This is a genomic window from Paenibacillus prosopidis (assembly GCF_003337375.1).
GTDB lineage: Bacteria > Bacillota > Bacilli > Paenibacillales > Paenibacillaceae > Pristimantibacillus > Pristimantibacillus prosopidis.
Genome location: NZ_QPJD01000027.1, coordinates 28424 through 49825, shown reverse-complemented (window position 1 = coordinate 49825; position 21402 = coordinate 28424). Strand labels below are relative to the sequence as shown.

General features: G+C 44.7%; 16 protein-coding genes. All 16 read left to right on the top strand.

Going from position 1 to position 21402, the window contains the following annotated elements:
* On the top strand, window positions 1–750 hold a 750-nt coding region (locus DFP97_RS31030), incomplete at its 5' end, for a glycoside hydrolase family protein (protein ID WP_484216278.1).
* 55 nt (window positions 751–805) lie between these two features.
* Complete coding sequence (locus DFP97_RS28670) at window positions 806–2515, top strand: type 2 periplasmic-binding domain-containing protein (protein WP_114384086.1); 1710 nt, start codon at window positions 806–808, stop codon at window positions 2513–2515.
* A 144-nt stretch (window positions 2516–2659) separates the two neighbouring features.
* Complete coding sequence (locus DFP97_RS28665) at window positions 2660–3631, top strand: ABC transporter permease (RefSeq protein ID WP_114384085.1); 972 nt, start codon at window positions 2660–2662, stop codon at window positions 3629–3631.
* Window positions 3632–3643: 12 nt separating this feature from the next.
* A complete protein-coding gene (locus tag DFP97_RS28660; protein ID WP_028609049.1) occupies window positions 3644–4561 on the top strand; it encodes a carbohydrate ABC transporter permease in 918 nt (305 codons plus the stop codon).
* Window positions 4562–4875: 314 nt separating this feature from the next.
* Window positions 4876–8604, top strand: a complete 3729-nt coding sequence (locus DFP97_RS28655; RefSeq protein WP_181873716.1) for a LamG-like jellyroll fold domain-containing protein — start codon at window positions 4876–4878, stop codon at window positions 8602–8604.
* A gap of 562 nt (window positions 8605–9166) precedes the next feature.
* Window positions 9167–10279, top strand: coding sequence for an alpha/beta hydrolase (locus DFP97_RS28645; RefSeq protein ID WP_114384082.1), 1113 nt, complete (start codon window positions 9167–9169; stop codon window positions 10277–10279).
* A 156-nt stretch (window positions 10280–10435) separates the two neighbouring features.
* Window positions 10436–11116 (top strand): response regulator transcription factor, encoded by a 681-nt coding sequence (locus DFP97_RS28640; protein WP_114384081.1) that lies wholly within the window; start codon window positions 10436–10438, stop codon window positions 11114–11116.
* Complete coding sequence (locus DFP97_RS28635) at window positions 11113–12576, top strand: sensor histidine kinase (RefSeq protein ID WP_114384080.1); 1464 nt, start codon at window positions 11113–11115, stop codon at window positions 12574–12576. The genes DFP97_RS28640 and DFP97_RS28635 overlap by 4 nt, the downstream gene beginning before the upstream one ends.
* A gap of 539 nt (window positions 12577–13115) precedes the next feature.
* Window positions 13116–14183 carry an alpha/beta hydrolase gene (locus tag DFP97_RS28630; protein ID WP_114384079.1) on the top strand — a complete coding sequence of 356 codons (1068 nt, stop codon included), beginning with the start codon at window positions 13116–13118 and terminating at the stop codon, window positions 14181–14183.
* A gap of 363 nt (window positions 14184–14546) precedes the next feature.
* On the top strand, window positions 14547–14750 hold the full coding sequence (locus DFP97_RS28625) for a response regulator (RefSeq protein WP_245976641.1): 204 nt from the start codon (window positions 14547–14549) through the stop codon (window positions 14748–14750).
* Between the two features lie 293 nt (window positions 14751–15043).
* Window positions 15044–16120: a PQQ-dependent sugar dehydrogenase gene (locus DFP97_RS28620; RefSeq protein ID WP_245976640.1), complete on the top strand. Its 1077-nt coding sequence runs from the start codon at window positions 15044–15046 to the stop codon at window positions 16118–16120.
* 49 nt (window positions 16121–16169) lie between these two features.
* Complete coding sequence (locus DFP97_RS28615; RefSeq protein WP_114384077.1) at window positions 16170–16967, top strand: cytochrome P460 family protein; 798 nt, start codon at window positions 16170–16172, stop codon at window positions 16965–16967.
* Between the two features lie 15 nt (window positions 16968–16982).
* A complete protein-coding gene (locus DFP97_RS28610) occupies window positions 16983–17669 on the top strand; it encodes a DUF4405 domain-containing protein (RefSeq protein ID WP_114384076.1) in 687 nt (228 codons plus the stop codon).
* Window positions 17670–17681: 12 nt separating this feature from the next.
* Window positions 17682–19313, top strand: a complete 1632-nt coding sequence (resB, locus tag DFP97_RS28605; protein WP_114384075.1) for a cytochrome c biogenesis protein ResB — start codon at window positions 17682–17684, stop codon at window positions 19311–19313.
* An 18-nt stretch (window positions 19314–19331) separates the two neighbouring features.
* Window positions 19332–20507, top strand: a complete 1176-nt coding sequence (gene ccsB / locus DFP97_RS28600) for a c-type cytochrome biogenesis protein CcsB (RefSeq protein WP_114384074.1) — start codon at window positions 19332–19334, stop codon at window positions 20505–20507.
* 24 nt (window positions 20508–20531) lie between these two features.
* A partial coding sequence (locus DFP97_RS28595; protein WP_181873715.1) for a cyclophilin-like fold protein occupies window positions 20532–21402 on the top strand: 871 nt, incomplete at its 3' end.

The window sequence follows — 21402 nt, the reverse complement described above, 5'->3', positions numbered from 1 at the left end:
TGCGCAGGGAATTCTATCCCTTCAGACTATTCCAAGTCGAAGCTCGATCTCTATAAGAGCACGGATCACGGCAAGACATGGTCGTTCGTCAGCTCGATCGCTTCCGGCGGACAGCCGAAATCGGAAAACGGTTACACGCCGGTTTGGGAACCGTTCCTGTTAGTGGCGGACAACAAGCTGATCGTTTACTATGCCGATCAACGCGACCCCCGGTATGGCCAAAAGAACGTGCATCAAACATCTGCGGACGGAGTAAACTGGGGGCCCGTCGTCGACGATGTGACATCCCCATTGTACATCGACCGTCCGGGAATGCCCGTAGTCGCGCAAATGGGGAATGGAAACTACATCATGACTTACGAGGTTTGCGGTTCAGAACATTGTAAGATTTCTTACAAGATCTCGCCGGATCCGGAAAACTTCGGCTCGGTAAAAGGAACCAGATTAATTGCGGAAGACGGTACGAGTCCAGAAAGCTCATCGTATGTGGTATGGCTCCCGACGGGAGGTGCGAACGGAACGTTGGCCGTCTCCGCTTTTTCAGATGAGTCACTGTTCCTGAATACGCAAAACGGTGAGGGATCCTGGACCAAAATCAAATCCAACGCGGAGATAGGTTACAGCCGTGGGCTTGTACCCATGCCCGACGGGCATTCGGTGTTCGTCATCTCAGGCGGCCCGCACCCGCTTGGAACAGACAGAGCCAATTCGGTAACATACGGGACCGTCGATTTGAAGGGTGGGGGATAGACATATCCCACATCAAAAGAAGTTTCAATCAAGCGACCTAAACGGAGGGTAAAACATGAAAAAGTTAAGTTTATTGCTCATCTTGCTGTGTGTTGTAACCGTTTTTAGTTTGGCAGGATGTGAGACTCAGACTCAGACTCAAACTTCAAACACTAACCAGGCAACGCAGGACACAGCAAAAACCGAAGAGGAAACTGCTGAACCGGTTACCCTGAATTGGTTTTCCGATGTAAGCTTCTGGAATCCGCCAATGACTTGGAGTTCGGATCCTAACACCTTTATGGGTATAATTACCAAAAAGACTGGGGTTAAATTTTCAATGAATATCCCGCCCCAGGATGGTGCTACCAAATTAAGCTTGATGCTGGTATCGGGAGATATTCCGGATGTAATTACTGTAGCAGACCCTGGTAATGCAACAAATATCATTTCCAAATTGGTCAAGTCAGGAAAAATGTGGGATCTGGACGAATTGATAAAGAAATACGACCCAAATTCTCACTTACTAAAAGATTTCCCGAATGATATCAAAAAAGCGTTAATTAAACGTGATGGAGGCTGGTATGCTTTCCCAAGCCATATATCTTCAGATGATTTGAGAAAAACATACCCGCCTTCAAGCCAATACTATATAGATCGTAATAAATATCAATTCAACGACACCATCATGGTAAACGGCAAGCTCTTGAAACAAGCAGGAATTGAGCTTAGCAGCCTAAGCACCGAACAAGGTTTGCTTGACGCTCTTAAGAAAATCAAGGATTCGAATTTAAAAGTAAACGGCGCAGATGTTATACCTCTTCTGGTGGATGGCAAGAACTATTGGGATACAACTATGAGGTCAATCACCAGCCAGTTTGGCGGAATGAATGTAGATAAAAATGGTAATTATCGTGATTTGATTTATTCATCAGGATACAAGCATGCACTTGAATTTCTTAATAAAAGTGTAAATGAGGGATTTATTGACCCAAGTGAATTAACTATGGATACAAATGCAACAGCCGCTGCAATTGTATCCGGCCGTGTATTTGCATTTTGGGGAAATACTGCAAATACCCACTATGCCGATATCCAAACGAATCAGCCTTACTGGCAATCACCTGCTCCTGTACTTTCAAGTACCGGTGCAAAACCTGTATTTGGTAAGCATTATAGTCCATCAGTAGGCTGGATGCAGACATTTATCTCCAAAACGACAAAGGAACCTGAGAAAGTGATTAAATGGCTGAGCTATATGTCAAGTAACGAAGGTTTGTACGATAGCAATGGAATTGAGGGCATTAACTATACATTGGATAAAAATGGAATGATTGATATAACAGATGAAGGAGCTAAGAATGATCATACAAAAACCGGTTTCTGGGCATATTGGCCGTTCTCTAACACATCATGGGAAAATCATGTATTCGAGGCGCCTACTGATCAGTTAGGACCTGGCGGACTAATGGATACTGCAGTTACAACAGCCTTTGCAAGGTCTGAGAAAACAGTAATATTTGATAATTCAGCTCTTGATGTTCCGCCGGGATACATCCAGTCAAAAGGACTAGGCAATCAGGAAACTGAAATCAGGAATTTCGTACAAGCCGAGATTGCAAAAATTATTACAGCAAAGGATTTGTCAGAGGTAGATGCGCTTTATAATAACATGGTAAAAAAGGCAACCTCAATGGGGTTGGATAAAATTGACGAAGCAAAAGATGCAATCATGAAACAGCAAAGCAAGGAAATGGGTATACCAATGATGGGTATAAACGAATAAAAGTGATGACAGCATTCAGGTGATGAAATAAGTGACGTTAAAGTTCTGTCTGATGTTTTAAGGCTTTAGCGTCACTTCATTTCTATCAGAAATTTTTTCATTACTATTTATGCCGCCGGTGACGGCGGCGGAATGGAGATTCATATGTATGACAAAACGGTTGGTAAGCCCTTAATATTAAATAATGAAAAAAAGAAAACATTTAAGCTTGGTCATGATTTTCGTACCCAATTTGAACTTGGTATAATGCTTTGGCCTTCCATATTGCATATTTTTATATTTGTCATTATCCCGCTATTTGGCTATATCATAGCATTTAAAGATTATGATCCGACTAGTGGGGTAGCGGGCATATTTTCGAGTGCGTGGAACGGTTGGAATAATTTTATGATCATGTTTAACAGCTATGATTTTATTCCTATGCTAAGGAATACAATCGGCATGAATCTTTTGGCATCTTTTGTAAGTATACCGGTAACTCTATTTTTCGCTTTATTCTTAAATGAAATTACGAGCAGTAAATTCAAATCTTTCGTTCAAACTGCTACTTATTTGCCACATTTTATATCATGGGTTATTTATGGCGGGTTATTTGTGACGCTTTTAAGATCTGACGGTGTCGTAAATTATATTTTGAAGCAATTGCATTTAGTTAATAAACCAATTCCATTTCTCTCCGACCCTTCATATTTTTGGGGGATTGCTACTGTAACCTCACTTTTGAAGGATCTCGGGTGGGGAGCGATATTATACCTTGCAGCGATAGCGGGAGTTGATATGGCCCTTTATGAATCAGCAACAATTGATGGCGCCGGCCGGTTTAAAAAAATGTTTTATATTACAATACCGTGTATAAAGCCTACATTGATGATTATGATCATATTTGCTGTAAGCGGCATTCTAAACAATAATTTTACCCAGATTTACGTATTTCAAAATTCATTGAACCTTCCGACAAGTCAGGTAATCGATACGTATGTTTATCAGTTCGGCTTACAGCAGCTTCAATTTAATGTAGCGACTGCAATACAATTGATGAAATCGGTTTTTGCTCTAATACTTCTCTGGGGGGCAAATTCATTATCGAAGAAAATGACGCAATCGGGTCTATTCTAAGGAGGAAAATCAATGGTCCAAAATGGAGTTCGTTCCAGCAGGACATTTCAAATTGTAAACATTTCAATAATGGTAATCCTGGTATTCTTAGCCGTGTATCCATTCTTCTTTTCTATTATCAATTCTTTAAATGATGGTACGGATTTGAGGCGTGGACCGGTATTATTATGGCCAAGGGTGTTCAGGTTTGACAGCTGGGAGAAAGTATTATCAGATTCATCAATAATAAAAGCAGGAATGATTACCTTATCCCGTACAATAATCGTTACCGTTATACAAATATTTAATACGGCACTATTCACTTACGCTTTTTCCAGGCCATACCTGAAGTATAAAAAATTTTATGTAGCCGTAGGGTTTGCAAGCATGTATTTTCCCGGTGCCTTGATTCCGACTTTTCTCCTTTATAATTGGTTGGGAATATATGATACTTACTGGGTTTATATAACACCTATTCTTGTCGGAAGCTTTTTCAACGTAATCATATTTAATGCCAATTATAAAGCCATACCCGAATCGCTCTTTGAATCGGCCAAAATGGACGGTGCCAACGAGTTTAGAATTTTCTTCTCAATTGTATTGCCTCTTTCTAAATCGGTTATTGCAGCAATATCGGTTTTTGTGGCAGTGTGGATATGGAACGACTATGGCACCACGTTGTTTTTTACACAAAATACAGACTTGCAAACCATTCAATATTATATATTGAAATTAATTATGTCAAATGCAGGCGCAGACCAAGTGTCGAGTGCAGCTTCCCAGAATGCTGATATAACCAAACTCATTAATCAAACTGGCATAGGCAGAACTACTGCTGAGACCATTCAGCTGGCGGCTATGGTAATTGCATCTATTCCGATGATTATCATGTACCCGTTTACTCAAAAATTTTTCATAAAAGGTGTGATGCTGGGATCGGTCAAGGGGTAAGAAATACGATGGAATTCAACCGGAAGCATGATCCAATGGATTGTGCCTCTTTTTTTATTTCCAATACAAGTATCGGGAATAGCATGACAAAAAAAATCATAGAAACCGCAAAATATATCATGTGCCCCATAGTTCGAAATTGTTATGATCAAAATTGTAAGCGATATCAACATTGGTGACCTTTTGAGTTGCCCATTAGTCTCGACAATCTATTGAAAAAGAGAAGGTGATCGAGAAAGCTTGACAAAACCTCATAAGGCTGTCGGCAGTTAAAGATGCACGAAAAGAACTCAACTATGGGAGGAGCACAAAGCTTGAAAAAAACATTTAGACGAAAATTGGCCATGTTACTGATGCTAGCCATGGCCGTGCCATCCGTAGCATTTGCTAGTGGCGGCGGGAGCGGTCCCGGCAGTCCGGGGAGCGCCGTAATTTCTACGGCAGATTCTGTCGATAAGCACCCGGTCTCATTCTCCAGCCTGCCTAAGTCTGTGGCCGTTATGAGTGTAACCATCGACCAGCGGGATTTCAGCTTGCTGGTCGGGGCGACGAAGAACTTAACCGTTTCAACAGCTCCCGTCACGGCGACAAATAAAAGCGTTAGCTGGAATTCAAGCGACCCGGCAGTCGCCACCGTCGACGAGAACGGTAAAGTGGCGGCGGTCTCCCCCGGCACTGCGGATATCCAAGCGACATCGGCAGAAGATTCGTCGAAATCTGATTCGGTCACGGTTCAGGTAACCAAAGCGTCCTTCACCAACGTTTCCGTTCATGATCCGTCGATCGTCAAGGATGGAAACACGTTCTATGTGTTTGGTTCCAATCTCGAGGCGGCGAAGTCAACCGATTTGATGAACTGGACCCGGTTCACGAACGGTGATACGACGCCGGGCAATGTCCTGTACGGCGACATGGTAAAGAACTTGGCCGGTTCTTTTGCTTGGGCCGGGAATAGCGATGCCGACAGTACCGGCGAACATAGGGTATGGGCTCCTTATGTCTTTTATAATGAGGATTACAAGAATAAGGACGGATCGACAGGCGCATATATGATCTATTACAGCACCTCGTCCACTATTATTCGTTCTGCGATCGGATATGCGGTTTCCCAAAATATTGAAGGACCTTATACGTATGTTGATACCATTGTCTATTCTGGTTTTACGCAGAATGAAGCATATGACAACAGAAGTGTCATCAATAAAAAGTGGACCAATACCAATATCCAGGCTCTGGTTGATAACGGCAAGCTTCAAGGACCCAGACCGGAATGGTTCAACGGTAACGGCTCGTATAACAACGACCTTTTTCCGAATGCGATCGACCCGGATTTGTTCTATGACAAAGACGGGAAGTTGTGGATGACATACGGCTCCTGGTCCGGCGGGATCTTCGAGCTTCAAATCGATAAGGAAAGCGGAAAGCCTATATATACGGGCGCTGATGGTACGACGGCCGACGGCAGAATGGTGGACCGTTATTTCGGAACCAAAATCGCAGGCGGCTACCAACAATCGGGAGAAGGGCCATTTGTCGTCTATGACAAGAAAACTGGTTATTACTTCCTGAATGTAACTTACGGATGGCTGGAATCGGGCAGCGGGTACAATATGCGTATGTTCAGGGCAACATCCCCGAATGGCCCATTCGTTGACGTACAAGGTAAAAATGCAGTTATGAAGGCCAATACGTCGAACCAGGACTATGGCAACAAGATGATGGGCGACTACCTGTTTCAGCGAGAGATCGGAGACCCTGGAACCGGTACGGGCATCAGTTACGTTTCACCTGGTCACAATTCCGTTTATTTTGATAAAAAAACCGGGCAGTACTTCCTTGTTTTCCATACGCGCTTCCCGGAAAAAGGCAATTATCATGAGGTCAGAGTTCACCAGATGTTTATGAACAAAGACAATTGGCCCGTCGTTGCACCATACCGATATACGGGCGAGAAGCTTGAAGCTGTAACCGAACAGGATTTGGTCGGAGAATACAAGTTTATCAATCACGGTATGAGCACTTCGGGAATCATCCAAAAATCCGTCTTTATCCGTCTGAACAACGACCATACCATTACCGGCGACGTTGCCGGCAGCTGGAGCAAAGCGGGCGATAATCTGGCGGAAATCACCATAGACGGAGTCTCCTACAACGGTGTATTCGCACGGCTTTGGGATGACACCTCAGGACGGGTTGTTATGACCTTTACCGCGATGTCTGGCGAGGGGGTAACTGTTTGGGGAAGCAAGTTGCAGAATAAGACGGATCAGGAAATAGTTGAAGACGTATTGAACGACATTAATCTTGGCGATACAAACAATGTCGTTTCCAACTTGACGCTTCCGGTCGAAGGCACCAGGCACGCAATGATTACGTGGCAGACGTCCAATGACGACGCTATTACAGCAACCGGGATTGTAAACCGTCCTGAACCGGGGGCACAGGCGGCAACAGCCGTACTGACCGCGACGGTTACCAAAGGTAGTGCAACGGACTTCAAAACAATTTCCGTTACCATACTACCGAGGCAAGCAGCCAGACTGAAAGCCGATTATTCGTTCGACGGCAACCTGAACGATACTACGGGCATATCGGGTGCGGGAACAGTAACCGGAAATCGCATCGACAATACGGGCGGCACGATTACCTATGCGCAAGGTATGCGCGGAGATGCCGCCGTGTTTGACGGAAATTCCGGCGTTCGCCTGCCTGACGGGCTTATCAACAGTGACAGCTATTCGGTATCACTGTGGGTGAAGCCGGATGCTTTGACAAGGTATACGCCCACTTTCTTTGGAGCTAAGGACCCGGGCAGTTGGATCAGCATTTTGCCGCAAGGCCTGACAAAGGACAACACTATGCTTTGGTCTCATAATGTTGCGGCAAACGGCGAAGACACCTGGTATGAAACGCCGTCGGGCATGACGGTGAAGATCGGTGAATGGAACCATCTGGCCATTACCGTTGAAAAGGGTACTGTCACCGTATACGTAAACGGTGTGCAAAAATTTAAGGGAACGAACTTCCCGGATGTCTTTACATCGAGCAAGGGCATTTTCGGCCTTGGAGTAAACTGGTGGGATGTGCCATTTAAGGGCATGATCGACGGCCTTCAAATCTACGACGGAGTGCTCACTTCACAAGAAATCAAGAACATGGTTTTTGACCCGGCCATTAAAGTGAGCGGGATTCGGCTTGGCTTGACGGAGAAGAGAATATCTGCCGGAAACGCATTCACTCCTTCCTCCGTCTCGGTATCTCCGGCATTCGCGGGCAATCAGGTGCTGGTCTGGAGCTCGGCCGATCCGTCAATCGCAACCGTCGACGAAATTTCAGGCCAGGTCACTGCCGTCAAGGCCGGATCGACGACGATTACTGCAACCGCAACCGATGGGAGCGGCACGGCGGCAAGCTACACGCTCTATGTCCTGGACAGTGCAATTGCGTATTATACGTTCGACGGGAGTTTATTGGATTCAACAGGCTACGGTACAGGTACGGTAACAGGCAACCGGGCGAATAATACCGGCGGAACCATTACTTACAGCGACGGCGTTTCCGGCCAAGCGGCTGTACTTGATGGAAGCTCCGGTATCCGTTTGCCGAATGGCTTGATCTCAGGCTATACGTATACGGTATCGATGTCTGTATATTTGGAGCAAGACAACCAATACACGTCCGCGTTCTTCGGAACGGCGACGCCTGACAGTTGGATCAGTCTGGCACCAAGAGGGCCGGGTGAAGCTCAGCCGACCATGCTATGGTCCGGATCGGCCTGGTACAATGCATCTACCGGAATTCAAATTCCGACCGGCACCTGGGTTGATCTTGCTTTCACGGTCGACAATGGAACGGTGACGGTGTACGTTGATGGCGTTGCCAAATATACTGGCACAAGCTTTCCGAATGTGTTCACGACAGACGACGGAATATTCGCGCTCGGCGTGAACTACTGGGATAACCCATTCATTGGCAAGATTGACGAGCTCCGAATCTATGATAAAGCGCTGACTGCTGATCAAATTCAAACGTTATCGCAATAACCTGATTTCAGGCCAAGCAGGGATAGGCACACAATACTTGGCGTTAGGCGGATTGCTATTCTTGATTTTTAGGTATAGGATCTATATCGCTAAGAGTCTACATGCAAAGTCCACAAAGACGAGTTTCGCTGTATGGAAATTTATAAAGCAGACCAAGAGAAGTAGAAAAAAGCGTCGGAATCAAGAGCCGTTCTTGATAAAACAGGGAGCAGTTGCGAACGCAATCTGCTCCCTGTTTTATTGAACTAAAATGTTAACCACATTGTCATTTACCTGAAATCTCAGTAAACGATAAGGTAATTCTCAGGTATCTCTCCACCTTTGTAAGGTACAATAAAAAACGAATTCGTTCATGCGGTTGATTCGATCAGATATGGTCAGGTGGTGATCCGCGAAACAAGTGCAGTTCTGTTCATAGACAAAGAGGTTACAGTTGAGACAGGGAGGTAGGATTTATATTGAAAAAAATATTATAATCTTGATCTTTACGATATCCTAGACCACACCGTATATATAATTCGATGAAATACGGACATACTTTAACTTGTTTGGAGGGTTTAAAATGATAAAAAAATTTATTATGAAGCGTGGTCTTTATATACTCACAGCGATGGTACTTTGCGTGCTTTTGGCCACGACTTCCTTTGCATTCACGACTTCCGTTGCATCCACGACTTCCGCTGCATCCGCGGCAGACAGCCTCGCATGGGATAAGACCTTTTCTCCCAACAACAAGGTGACTGTCGAAAAAGTCACATTCTATAACAGACTTGGCATTTACTTAGTCGCGGATATGTATCTTCCTAAAAATATGAATAGAGCAAAGAAATCTCCCGCAATCATTGTCGGACACCCGTTCGGTGGCGTGAAAGAACAGACGTCCGGCTTGTATGCCCAGGAGATGGCAGCACGGGGCTATGTAACCCTGGCCTTTGACGCTTCCTACAATGGAGAAAGCGGCGGGCATCCGCGCAATATTGCTTCTCCGGAAGCGTTGGTTGAAGATTTCAGCGCCGCTGTGGACTATTTGGGCACACGCCCGTTTGTGGACCGTGACCGTATTGGCGTCATCGGCGTTTGTGCCAGTGGCGGGTTTGCGATCAGCGCTGCGCAGATTGACCCTCGGCTGAAGGCTGTCGCGACAGTTAGTATGTACGACATGGGCCGCGCCACCCGTGAGGGATTGGGGTATGCAGGAGTACCGAGCGAAAATATGACCGAGGAAGAACGGAGAGAAGTACTTGAAGAAGCCGCTGAACAGCGCTGGACCGAATTTGCGGGCGGACAGAGGATATTCGGCTTAGGAACTGCCGTGGAACTAGAACCCTCACAACAAGCAGCACTCCAAGAGTTCTCTGAATACTACGGTACGCCAAGGGGACAACACCCCCGCTCAGCGGCGTTGAGCCTTACCAGCACCGGGGCGATGATGAACTTCTTCCCGTTCGCGCAGATTGAGACGATTTCCCCGCGTCCGATTCTGTTCATAGCAGGTGAGAATGCCCACTCCAGGTACTACACCGAAGACGCCTACAAGCTGGCGGGCGAATCGAAAGAACTCTATATTGTTCCAGGCGCAGGGCATGTGGACCTGTACGACAGAATGGAGTACATTCCATTCAATAAGCTCGAGTCCTTCTTCAATAACAGCCTGAAAAATGTGAATTTGAAATAAGGCTTACATTGAAGAATCGAAGAGAGCTTTGCGTGCCAATGGTACTTTGAGTGAAACCGCTGTGTGAATCCCCGCATATATTTGTCGGGATTCACACTTTTTTGTCTGAGTGTGTGAATAGCCAGCTTTAAATAATGTAGGCAGAGGTGATTCTTGATGCAGAAAGGCCATATTCGGGTGTTGATTGTCGATGACGAACCGAACATTTTAAAATTTCTGGAGTTAGGGCTTCAAAACGGAGGCTTCCTTGTGCGGACCGCTTCAGACGGATTAGATGCCGTCGTCCATGCTCGGGAGTTTCTTCCGCATGTTGTCGTCCTTGACGTGATGATGCCAGGCATGGACGGGTTCGAGGTTTGCAATCTGTTAAAAAAGATGCATAAGATGGGGATCATCATGCTTACCGCCAGGGAAGAAGTTGACGATCGGGTCAAGGCGCTGAATCTGGGAGCCGACGATTACATGATTAAACCTTTCAGCTTAAAAGAGTTGACCGCGCGTATTCATGCCAGGGTGCGCAACATGTATCCGGAGATTCTGGAAGAAGTGATCCGGGGACCTTTCCGGATTGACGACAGCCGGAGAGAAATTTGGTATCAAGAAGCCCTGCTTGAGCTTTCGCGCACCGAATACGAACTGCTTAAGTTTCTTGTTTTGAATCATGATCGTGTCATGAGCAAATCTTCCATTCTGGATGCGGTATGGGGACTCAATTTCGTCGGAGATGAAAATAACGTGGAAGTATACATCCGCTACTTGAGGGAAAAGCTGGAGGACCGCTCGCATCAATTGATCCGAACGGTTCGGGGTTCGGGTTACCGGATGAATTTCCAATGAAGGCACGATCCCGCTTTTGCCGTCGTGTAGAACCCCATTCTCTTGGCTTTCAGCTCCTCTCCCGCTCCATTTTGATCATGGCCGGACTTTTTATTTTAATTGGCGTTTTTCAATATTTCATGATGCAGCAATTTTCGTACGACAAAAAGGAGTGGGGGATTCAAAGCCAAATCCGCTCCGTCTCACCCGAGATCTGGATACAATGGAAAGAGGACAGTTCAAGGGGAAAAGACGATGTTGCTGCAATTAAATCGTTGCAAAACAACGTGGCGACAATCGCGTTCATCGAAGAAAACGGGAACGTGTCAGATCTGTACGTTAATCCCGGCTACCCTTTGCCGGTTCCCCGGCTGTCAAAGCAGGAATACCGCGAAATTTTTGAAACCGGCAAAATGACGGATGGTTATAAAATCATCCGGGACGAAAAAAACAACCTTCAAATGGTTATTTGCCTGTTAGTCGGCCCTGCAGATGCGGAATGGGGCATTGTTCAAGCAACCGTAGATTTGAAAGAAATGTTGGCTTTACAGAGGAATTCATTAACCATTTACGTGATTGGTTCGCTGATCGCACTGATTGTCGGGATGCTTATCTTCCGTCCCGTCCTGCAGCGGACTATGGTTCCACTATCAAGGATGGTGAACACCGTGGAACGAATCCACAGCGGAAATTTGGATGAGCGCTTGCCGAATAAGCAGGGCCCCGTGGAAATCGACCGACTGGCTGTTGCCTTCAACGGAATGCTGAAACGCATTGAAACCTCGTTTGCCATGGAAAAAGAGATTCAAGCGCAAATGCGCCGTTTTGTCGCTGACGCCTCGCACGAACTCCGCACCCCGTTAACCTCGATCCAAGGGTTTCTGGAAGTGCTTCTCGAGGGGGGCGCGGATAAACCCGATCAACTACAAATAGCGCTAGAAAGCATGTATAGCGAATCGGAGCGGTTAAATAAGCTTGTCGGAGACCTGCTCGCTTTGGCGAGAATGGAACGCAGTCCGGATGTCCGCATGAATCCGGGCAATCTCGGCGAACTTATTCGCCAGATGGAGCCGCAGTTGCAAATGATCGCCGGAGCGAGGCGGATTCGGTTCGATTTGATTGATGACCCGGCTATTGCTGTTGATACGGACAAGATAAAACAAGTCATCCTGAATTTGTTTCAAAATGCCGTTCAGCAAACCGATCCAATGAAAGGTAATATCCGTATCAGCCTGGAAAAAAGCGCCGGCGAAATCAGGCTTTCGGTCCAAGATAATGGTTTCGGGATTAAGGAGATTCATCTTCCGCATATATTCGAACGGTTCTTCCGCGGCGAGCCGTCGCGGGCAAGAAAGTACGGCGGGGCCGGTTTGGGCTTGTCCATCACCAAATCGATCGTGGAATTGCACGGCGGGCGAATCGAAGTGGAAAGCAGGGAAGGGAAAGGTGCGTTATTTCGTGTTTGCCTGCCGCTTAAGTAATTCCCGATAGTGTTCTTCCTTGGTTAGAGTTACCTTGCTAACGGGACCCGATAGATCAAATAAGTATAGCGGTAGTCTAGGACACTTTCTCCAAGGCCACCGCTGTTTGCTTTTACTAGGTGTTTACAGGTGACATTTAAAGTTCATATTGCGGGGTATCGAGGATTCTTAGCGTCGGTACAAAAGTTCGATTCTTATTACAGATTCCTCTCTACCAACCATCCCCCATTTGTTTTACAACCCTGAAGATAACATTTTCAATTAATTCCTGGTTTTTCCGAAAAATTTCAGCTAACAATAAGGTAATTCTCAGGTGTCTCGAAGTTTAATCTCAGGCATCTCGCCAATTTGCAAGGTACAATCAATAACGAAAGCGGTCGTTCGATCAAATTAGGTCAGGAGGTGATCCGTGAAATAACCGGGACACGTATCCATTTATTCGAAGTCTCTCGTGCAGTTCTATTCACAGACAAGGAGGTTACAATCGAATCAAGGAGATAGGATTTCAGGAAAAAACTACTTACTGGAAGGTGTTAATAATGAAAAAGATATTTACTATCAATCGTTTCCTCAAACTCACCTTGGTGGCACTGGGCTTGGTTTTAACCACGACAGGCGTTGTCGCTGCATACACATCGGACATGTCCAATGGAGCAGACAACTTTTACAAGAGCGACAAAGTAACCATGCAGAAGGTTGAGTTTAAAAATCAATACAACATGAATGTTGCAGGGAATCTTTTTATTCCCAAAGGTTTGAAGAAGAACACCAAAAACCCCGCGATCATTGTCGGGCATCCTATGGGCGCAGTAAAAGAACAAAGTGCAAATCTGTATGCCACGAAAATGGCTGAACAGGGATTCGTTACTTTGTCCTTGGATTTGTCTTTCTGGGGAGAGAGTGAGGGTCAGCCTCGCAATGCTGTTTCGCCGGATATCTATGCCGAGGATTTCAGTGCTGCGGTGGATTTTTTGGGCACCAGGCCGTTTGTCGACAGGGATCGGATTGGTGCTATCGGGATTTGTGGCAGCGGGAGCTTTGTCATCAGCGCAGCCAAGATTGACCCGCGCATGAAAGCCATTGCGACAGTCAGCATGTACGACATGGGCGCCGCCAACCGTAACGGGCTTAAACATTCCCTGACACTTGAGCAAAGAAAGATGATCATTGCAGAGGCAGCCGAGCAACGCTATGTGGAGTTCACGGGCGGTGAAACCAAATACACCGGCGGGACAGTGCATGAGCTGAATGAAGACACTGACCCCATCCAGCGAGAGTTTTTCGACTTCTACCGCACTCCAAGGGGCGAATTCACTCCCAAGGGCTCGTCACCTGAACTCACGACACACCCGACGCTGACCAGTAACGTCAAGTTCATGAATTTCTACCCGTTCGAAGATATAGAGACGATTTCTCCTCGTCCGATGCTTTTCATCACGGGTGAAAACGCACATTCCAGAGAGTTTAGCGAAGAAGCCTACAAGCTGGCGGGCAAAGAGAAGGAACTTTACATTGTTCCGGGCGCAGGTCATGTGGATCTGTACGACAGGGTGAATCTTATCCCTTTTGAGAAGCTCACATCCTTCTTTACCGAGTATCTGAAATAGGGTGATGCGAGAAGCCATTTGCCGCCCCGGGGTAATGGTATCTTGAATGCTGCTTTTAGGGAACTCCCTGCCATGACCTTGCTTGACAAGGACAGATGAAATGGCTGTAACAAGCTTGTTTTCCGGGAGTGCCGTCCCTGTCAGGAGAGGAAACAAGAAAATCTGTTGTGGGAGTACGGATCAAGGTGCCGACATTTGCCGTCGATCAAAGTTGACATCTTTTGTTTGGCAATAAGGCGCTTGCAGCCGATCGGTTCAACCGGTGTGCAAGCGCCTCTTGTCGTGAGCCATGTTCATGAGCGGCGCATGTTTGCGGCATCCCACGCTCGGATTTATTCTCCCTGACTGAAAAAGATGGGTAAGATGGAGCTCATCATACTTACCGCCAGGGAAGAAGTTGACGATCGGGTCAAAGCGCTGAATCTGGGGGTCGACGATTACATGATCAAACCTTTCAGCTCAAAAGAGTTGACCGCGCGTATTCATGCCAGAGAACGCAACATGTATCCCGAGTTAATGGGTGAAGTGATCCGGGGACCTTTCCGGATTGAGGACACTTCATCCTAGGCCACCGCTGTTTCTGTTTTTTTCGAAATTTCAGCTGACTATAAGGTAATTCTCAGGTATCTCACCACTTTGTAAGGTACATTCAATAACGAATTCCGTAACTTTAATGAATAATGTTTATGGAATTACACGCTAGGGTGATCCAATAATCAACAATTATAATACCTTTGTTCATTAATAGACAAATTGAGCACATCTAACAATTGCAAGCATTTTGTTTTATTTTATAATTATAGACAAATGTTCATTTGTAGCATTGAATCAAAAATCGCATTATCCCAGAGGTGATTGGTTTGAAAAAAATGTTAGCCGTATCTTTGTTCGGAATCCTTTTAATCGCTGGGTGTTCTGTAAATGAGCAACAAAATTCCATGGATGAACAGCGAAATTCCACAGATCAGCAGCAAAATGATGAACGAGAAGTGATTGCGGAAAATCTTGAGGTTCCTTGGTCTATTGAAAAACGTGATAATATATTCTATTTGACGGAAAGACCGGGAAGCATCGTGAAAATTGAAAATGGAGAAATAGAACGGCAAAGCGTAGCGCTCGAGAAAGAACTTGCGACAGCTTCGGAGGCAGGGCTGTTAGGGTTTGTGCTCGCTCCAGACTTTCCGGAATCGAATCTAGCTTATGCTTATTACACATATGAGGACAACTCCGGACAATTTAACCGCATCGTAACACTCCGTCTGGAAGATAACGTTTGGAGAGAAGAGAGCTTGCTGCTCGATCAAATCCCAAGCGGTGCCTACCATCATGGGGGAAGGCTGAAAATTGGACCTGACGGAATGCTTTATGCAACAGCTGGTGATGCGTCTGAACGAAATATCGCACAAGATCCCAATTCATTAGGCGGAAAAATTTTAAGAATGAAACTGGATGGATCAATTCCAAGCGATAATCCATTTCCAAATTCTTATGTGTATAGTTATGGACACCGAAATCCTCAAGGAATTACCTGGTCGACAGACGGCACGCTATATGAAAGCGAGCATGGCAACGATGCAAATGATGAGGTCAACCGAATAGAAGCGGGTCATAATTATGGCTGGCCGATTATTGAAGGCCTTGAGGAACAAGAAGATATGGTTTCACCTCAATTCACTTCCGGGGATGAAGCAACATGGGCGCCATCCGGAATGGCCTATTATGGCGGCAAATTATATATTGCAGCATTGAGGGGATCTGCCATTTTAGAATTTGACCTGGAAACAGGCGAACAACGTGAATTCGTAACCGGACTCGGCAGAATACGGGATGTGCTGATTGAAGATAACTTCCTGTATTTCATTAGCAATAATACAGACGGGCGCGGTACTCCGCAAGAGAATGACGACAAGCTATACAGAATCTCACTAAATAATTAGATTGCCTTTGGAGACAATAACAAAACAAAACTTGAGAGGAAAAAATAATATGAAAAAACAATTCATTTTGACGCTCGTATTGCTGTTATCCTTCGCCCTCACTGCTTGCAGCAATAATAATAATGATACGAATAATCCAATGGACAATCCAATGGACAATCCAATGGGCGATCCTCAGCAAGAGGAAAATCCTCCAGCAGCTGAGTCTGGAGAATATGCTGAAATTGGCTCAGGGTCTCACCTTGTTCAATTCCCTGTGAACCTTGAAGATCAGATCATATTTACGACTTACGATCGAGGAGATATTCATGAAAACATCTATGTAAATAGCAGGGAAGCGATTGAAGCGGTGCAAAGAGGAGAGGAGCTTCCGAGCGGCACCGTTGTTACTCTTGAAGGATTTAAAGATGGAGAGCTTGAGCACTATTTAGTGATGGAAAAGCGTACCGGCTGGGGCTCCCAATACTCGCCTGAGGAGCGTACCGGGGAATGGGAATTCCAGGCATTTACTCCTGACAGAGAAGTGATGGATGATGGTATTGGTGGAGAAGCTCTTGGACGATGCTATTCCTGTCACGCAAATCAGGAAAGGGACGAGTATATGAATTCGTTGGATCAAATGAAAGAGTTTGATTTAGGAACGCTTCCACAAGCAAATAGCAGCAGTACAGAAACCCCAATTGCAGCTGTCCCTACTGAGGACTGGGAGGTAACGGAAATACCTGCTCATCTGAATCAATCTAAGGATGTAGCCATTGCAGAAAGCAGGTCAATAGGGGAAGAAGAAAAAGCGGGAATACTTCAGGATGTTCTTCTGACAATGTATATGCATCAATATAAAAACTAGAAAGAGGAGAGTGCCTTGAATCGAAAGATGTTATTCAAGCTGGCAGTTGACCTGGCCATGACAATTCTCATGTTAATTGAAATGGCTTACTATATTACCGGCAATACAGTCCATGAATTTCTTGGCGTTATAGTATTCGTATTATTTATCGTCCATATTTTTTTGAACCGCCGTTGGTTTGGTACGATACTGAAGGGAAAGCATAATATGCGGCGTATTCTGCAAATCGTACTCAATCTGCTTTTTCTTGCAGCAATGGCTGTTATGATAATCTGCGGGATATTAATATCCAGCGATTTATTCTCCTTTATTCAGGTGAATGACGACATGATCTTCCGGCAAATACATGTTCAGACAGCCTATTGGGGATTTATCATCATGGCAGTACACGTAGGATTTTCTTGGGGTATAATAATCAATTCGGTACGGAGAATGACGGGAATCGTCAGCACTAGCCTTATTCGCACCATTGGCTTACGTGTTCTTGCGGCGTTGATCGTATTTTATGGGGTATATGCTTCCTTCGAAAGAGAGATCGGTTTTAAACTAACCGTTTATAATCCATTTGGTACCTGGGTGAATGATGATACCGCCATTAAATTTATTATTGACCACCTATCCATCATGGGAATTTATATTTGCGGTACACACTATGCTTTGAAATTTATTCAAAGAGAGGGACAAACAGCAACTCAAAAATAGGAGTTTTTAATAATGGAGCGTGTAAATTGCGATTGCGGTCATGTTAACCCACACGGAACAATTCTTTGTGAATCATGCGGAAAACAAGTTGGTGGGAATTTTTCGGAAAAGTCGGTTGATATGCGTTATGAAGGAAGTGCAAGACGTTCACAAACGTATAAAAAAACACTACTGGACAAGGTTTGGAGCTTTTTCTCATCCGTAAAAGTAGGGATCTGGATTATTGTTCTCATTTTAATAGCCTCTGCGATTGGAACCATATTTCCTCAGCAGATGTATATTCCTTCAAATGTAGCACCGGAACAATTTTATCGGGATCAATATGGCTTTTTCGGTCAAATATTTTATCAATTAGGTTTTAACAATCTATATGGGTCATGGTGGTATTTTCTACTGTTAGCCGCTCTGGGAATATCACTTGTTATCGCAAGTTTGGACCGGGTTGTTCCATTATACCGCGCTTTGAAAAATCAAGGCATTACACGCAGGGAAAGCTTCATGCGCAGACAACGTCTTTTCGGTGAATCAAGAGTGAAAGAGGGTCTTGATGAGCAGCTCGTTTTGGTCATATCCAAATTAAAGAAAAGACGTTACCGTGTTCATGAAGAAAATGGAAACTTCCTGGCTGAGAAAAATCGATTTTCAAGATGGGGACCTTATGTAAATCATGTTGGCCTTATTATTTTCCTTATTGGAGGAATGCTCCGGTTTATGCCTGGGATGTATGTGGACGAAATGCTTTGGATTCGTGACGGTGAAACAAGTGTTATTCCAGGAACCAACGGAAAGTATTATTTAAGAAGCGACAGGTTTATGATAGAAACTTATCAAATGGATCAAGAGGATGAAGTATTTGCAAATACGCTTTCGCGAGTCGGGGATGGAAATATTGTTAAAAATTATCAAACGAATGTAACCTTATTTGAACGAGAAGGTGAAATCATCCATGGAGACACACCCGAGCTCGTAAAGGTGAAAGATAAGCAAATCAAAGTGAACCAGCCTTTATTTCATGATTCATATGCGATTTACCAGGTTTCCTATAAATTGAATGAACTAAATAAGATGACCTTTCGTTTAGTTGATAAAGAGACTGAAGAAAGCTTTGGTCAAATTAAGATAGATTTGTTAAACCCGGAGAAGGAGTATGATCTGGGCTATGAATATAAAGTTGAGATATTAGAATATTTCCCTGATTTCTATTTTAATCGTCAAGGCCAGCCGGCAACACAATCACAAGTTCCTGATAATCCAGCTTTTGTGTTTAACATGATATCACCTGAAAACCCAGAAGGGGAAAGAAGCTTTGTTGCTATTCAAAGAACAATGGAACTAAGCGAAGATAATCAGTTGAATATGAAATTTGAAACAGCTGAAACGAAAAATGTATCAGCCCTTACCGTTCGTAAAGACAATACGTTATGGTTTCTTGGATTGGGAGGAGCCATTTTCATGATAGGAGTTATACAAGGGATGTACTGGAACCATCGTAGAATTTGGATCAGCAGAAGCAGTGAAGCCTTATTGATTGCTGGCCATACAAATAAAAATTGGTACGGTATCCAAAATGAAATAAACAATATTTTAAAAGAATCCGGCTTACAAGAAATAACGGATCAAACAAACCAGGATCAGCGAAACTAGGGCAGAGGGAGGAGAAAAATGATCGCTTTAAGCAGTAACTTGCTTTATGCAGCATTCTTTCTATATTTAATATCTACCCTTCTGTTTGGCGGAGCTATTCGTGATCGGAGAAAACAATACGAAAAACCAAGCAAATGGGCTGCAATGGCAATAAGTGTCACCATTCTGGGCTTTGTTACACATCTGGGTTATTTTATCACAAGATGGATGGCTTCCGGACACGCACCGGTGAGCAATATGTTCGAGTTTGTAACAGCTTTTTCTATGATGTTTGTGTTGGCATTCATTATCCTTTATTTTTTGTATAAAGTGTCAATCTTGGGCTTATTCACTTTGCCGATTACATTATTAATGATTTCCTATGGAAGCTTGTTCCCCACAGATGCTTCTCCATTAATCCCGGCGTTGCAATCGGATTGGCTTGCTATCCATGTAACAACAACGGCATTAGGTTCCGCTATTTTAGCAAGCAGTTTTATCGCAGGTGTCATTTATTTACTTCGTTCTGTTGACCAGGCGAAACCATCAAAGAAAACCTTTTGGCTTGAGGTTATCATGTACATGATTGTGACAACACTTGCTTATGTCGTGATCACAAGTATTTTTAGAGGATTGGATTATGAAGTCGTCTATAATTGGATCGATAAAAATGATCAAGAGGCTGAAATGACTTATCATCTCCCTTCACTTGTAGGACCTAATCAAGGCGAATTGCTAACCAAAGGTAAAATGGAAGCTTTTGTAAAGGTGCCGGCTATTATCGATGCTGGAAAACTGAATACAGTCATCTGGTCTGCTATTACGGGTCTGCTTTTATATGGAGGACTAAGACTCATTTTAAGAAAAAGAATTTCTGCAGCTCTTCAACCGTTAACGAGGAACATAAAGCTTGATATGGTTGATGAAATTGGATATAGAGCGGTTGCAATTGGATTTCCAATATTTTCATTAGGCGCACTCGTTTTCGCGATGATTTGGGCTCAAATTGCTTGGACGCGTTATTGGGGATGGGACCCTAAAGAAGTATGGGCACTCATTACATGGTTATTTTATGCAGCATATTTACATTTACGGCTGTCTAAAGGTTGGAGTGGTGAAAGATCGGCTTGGCTTGGAGTCATTGGTTTTGGAATTATTATTTTCAACCTGGTTTTTGTTAACCTGATTATCGCCGGATTGCATTCTTACGCCTAATAAGTAAAGGAGTGGGAGGTTCAGATGAGGAACAAAAAAGGAGATGATTTTATGAAAAGTAAGCAAACATCGCGTTTCATTAGCCTGCTTCTGGGAATCGTTCTGATTCTCTGTATGACTCCCACTGCTTTCGCGGCAGACTATAACGATGTAGCAGACAACGCATGGTATCATACCGCCGTAGACTATGTGGCCAAGAAAAACCTGATGGCCGGTACCGGCGGAGGAAACTTCGAACCGGAAACATCTATGACCCGCGCGATGCTTGTTACGATATTGCACCGCATCGAAGGATCTCCGGTAGTATCAGGCAACGGTGGTTTTTCCGATGTCCGCGATGGCAACTACTACACCACCGCCGTAGCATGGGCGGAAGCAAATCGGTTTGTTAACGGTGTGGGCGACGGCAGATTTGCGCCGCACAGCCGTATCACCCGTCAGGAATTCGCCTCCATCCTGTACCGTTATGCCAATGCAAAGGGATATGACACTTCTGCTTATGCCACATTTGACGGGTATTCCGACGCATCGCAGATCCACTCCTATGCAGAAACTGCCATGCACTGGGCGGTAGGCAGTCAGATCCTTCGGGGCAGCAGCAACAGTCTGACGCCCTCTGGCTCCGCAACCCGTGCCCAGGCTGCGGCCTTGTTTATGCGCTTTATGGAAAACATTGCGAAGGAAGAACCTACTGAACCAACTATTCCTGCGTTACCCGAGGAGGGAATGATTACCATGGATATCACAGTCGGTAATACAACTTTCACTGCAAAGATGTATGATAATGAAACAACAAAAGCATTGATTGCACAGTTGCCGATGACAGTCAATATGTCTGAACTGAACGGATTAGAGAAATTCTATGATTTACCGAGTGATCTGCCTGCTGAATCAA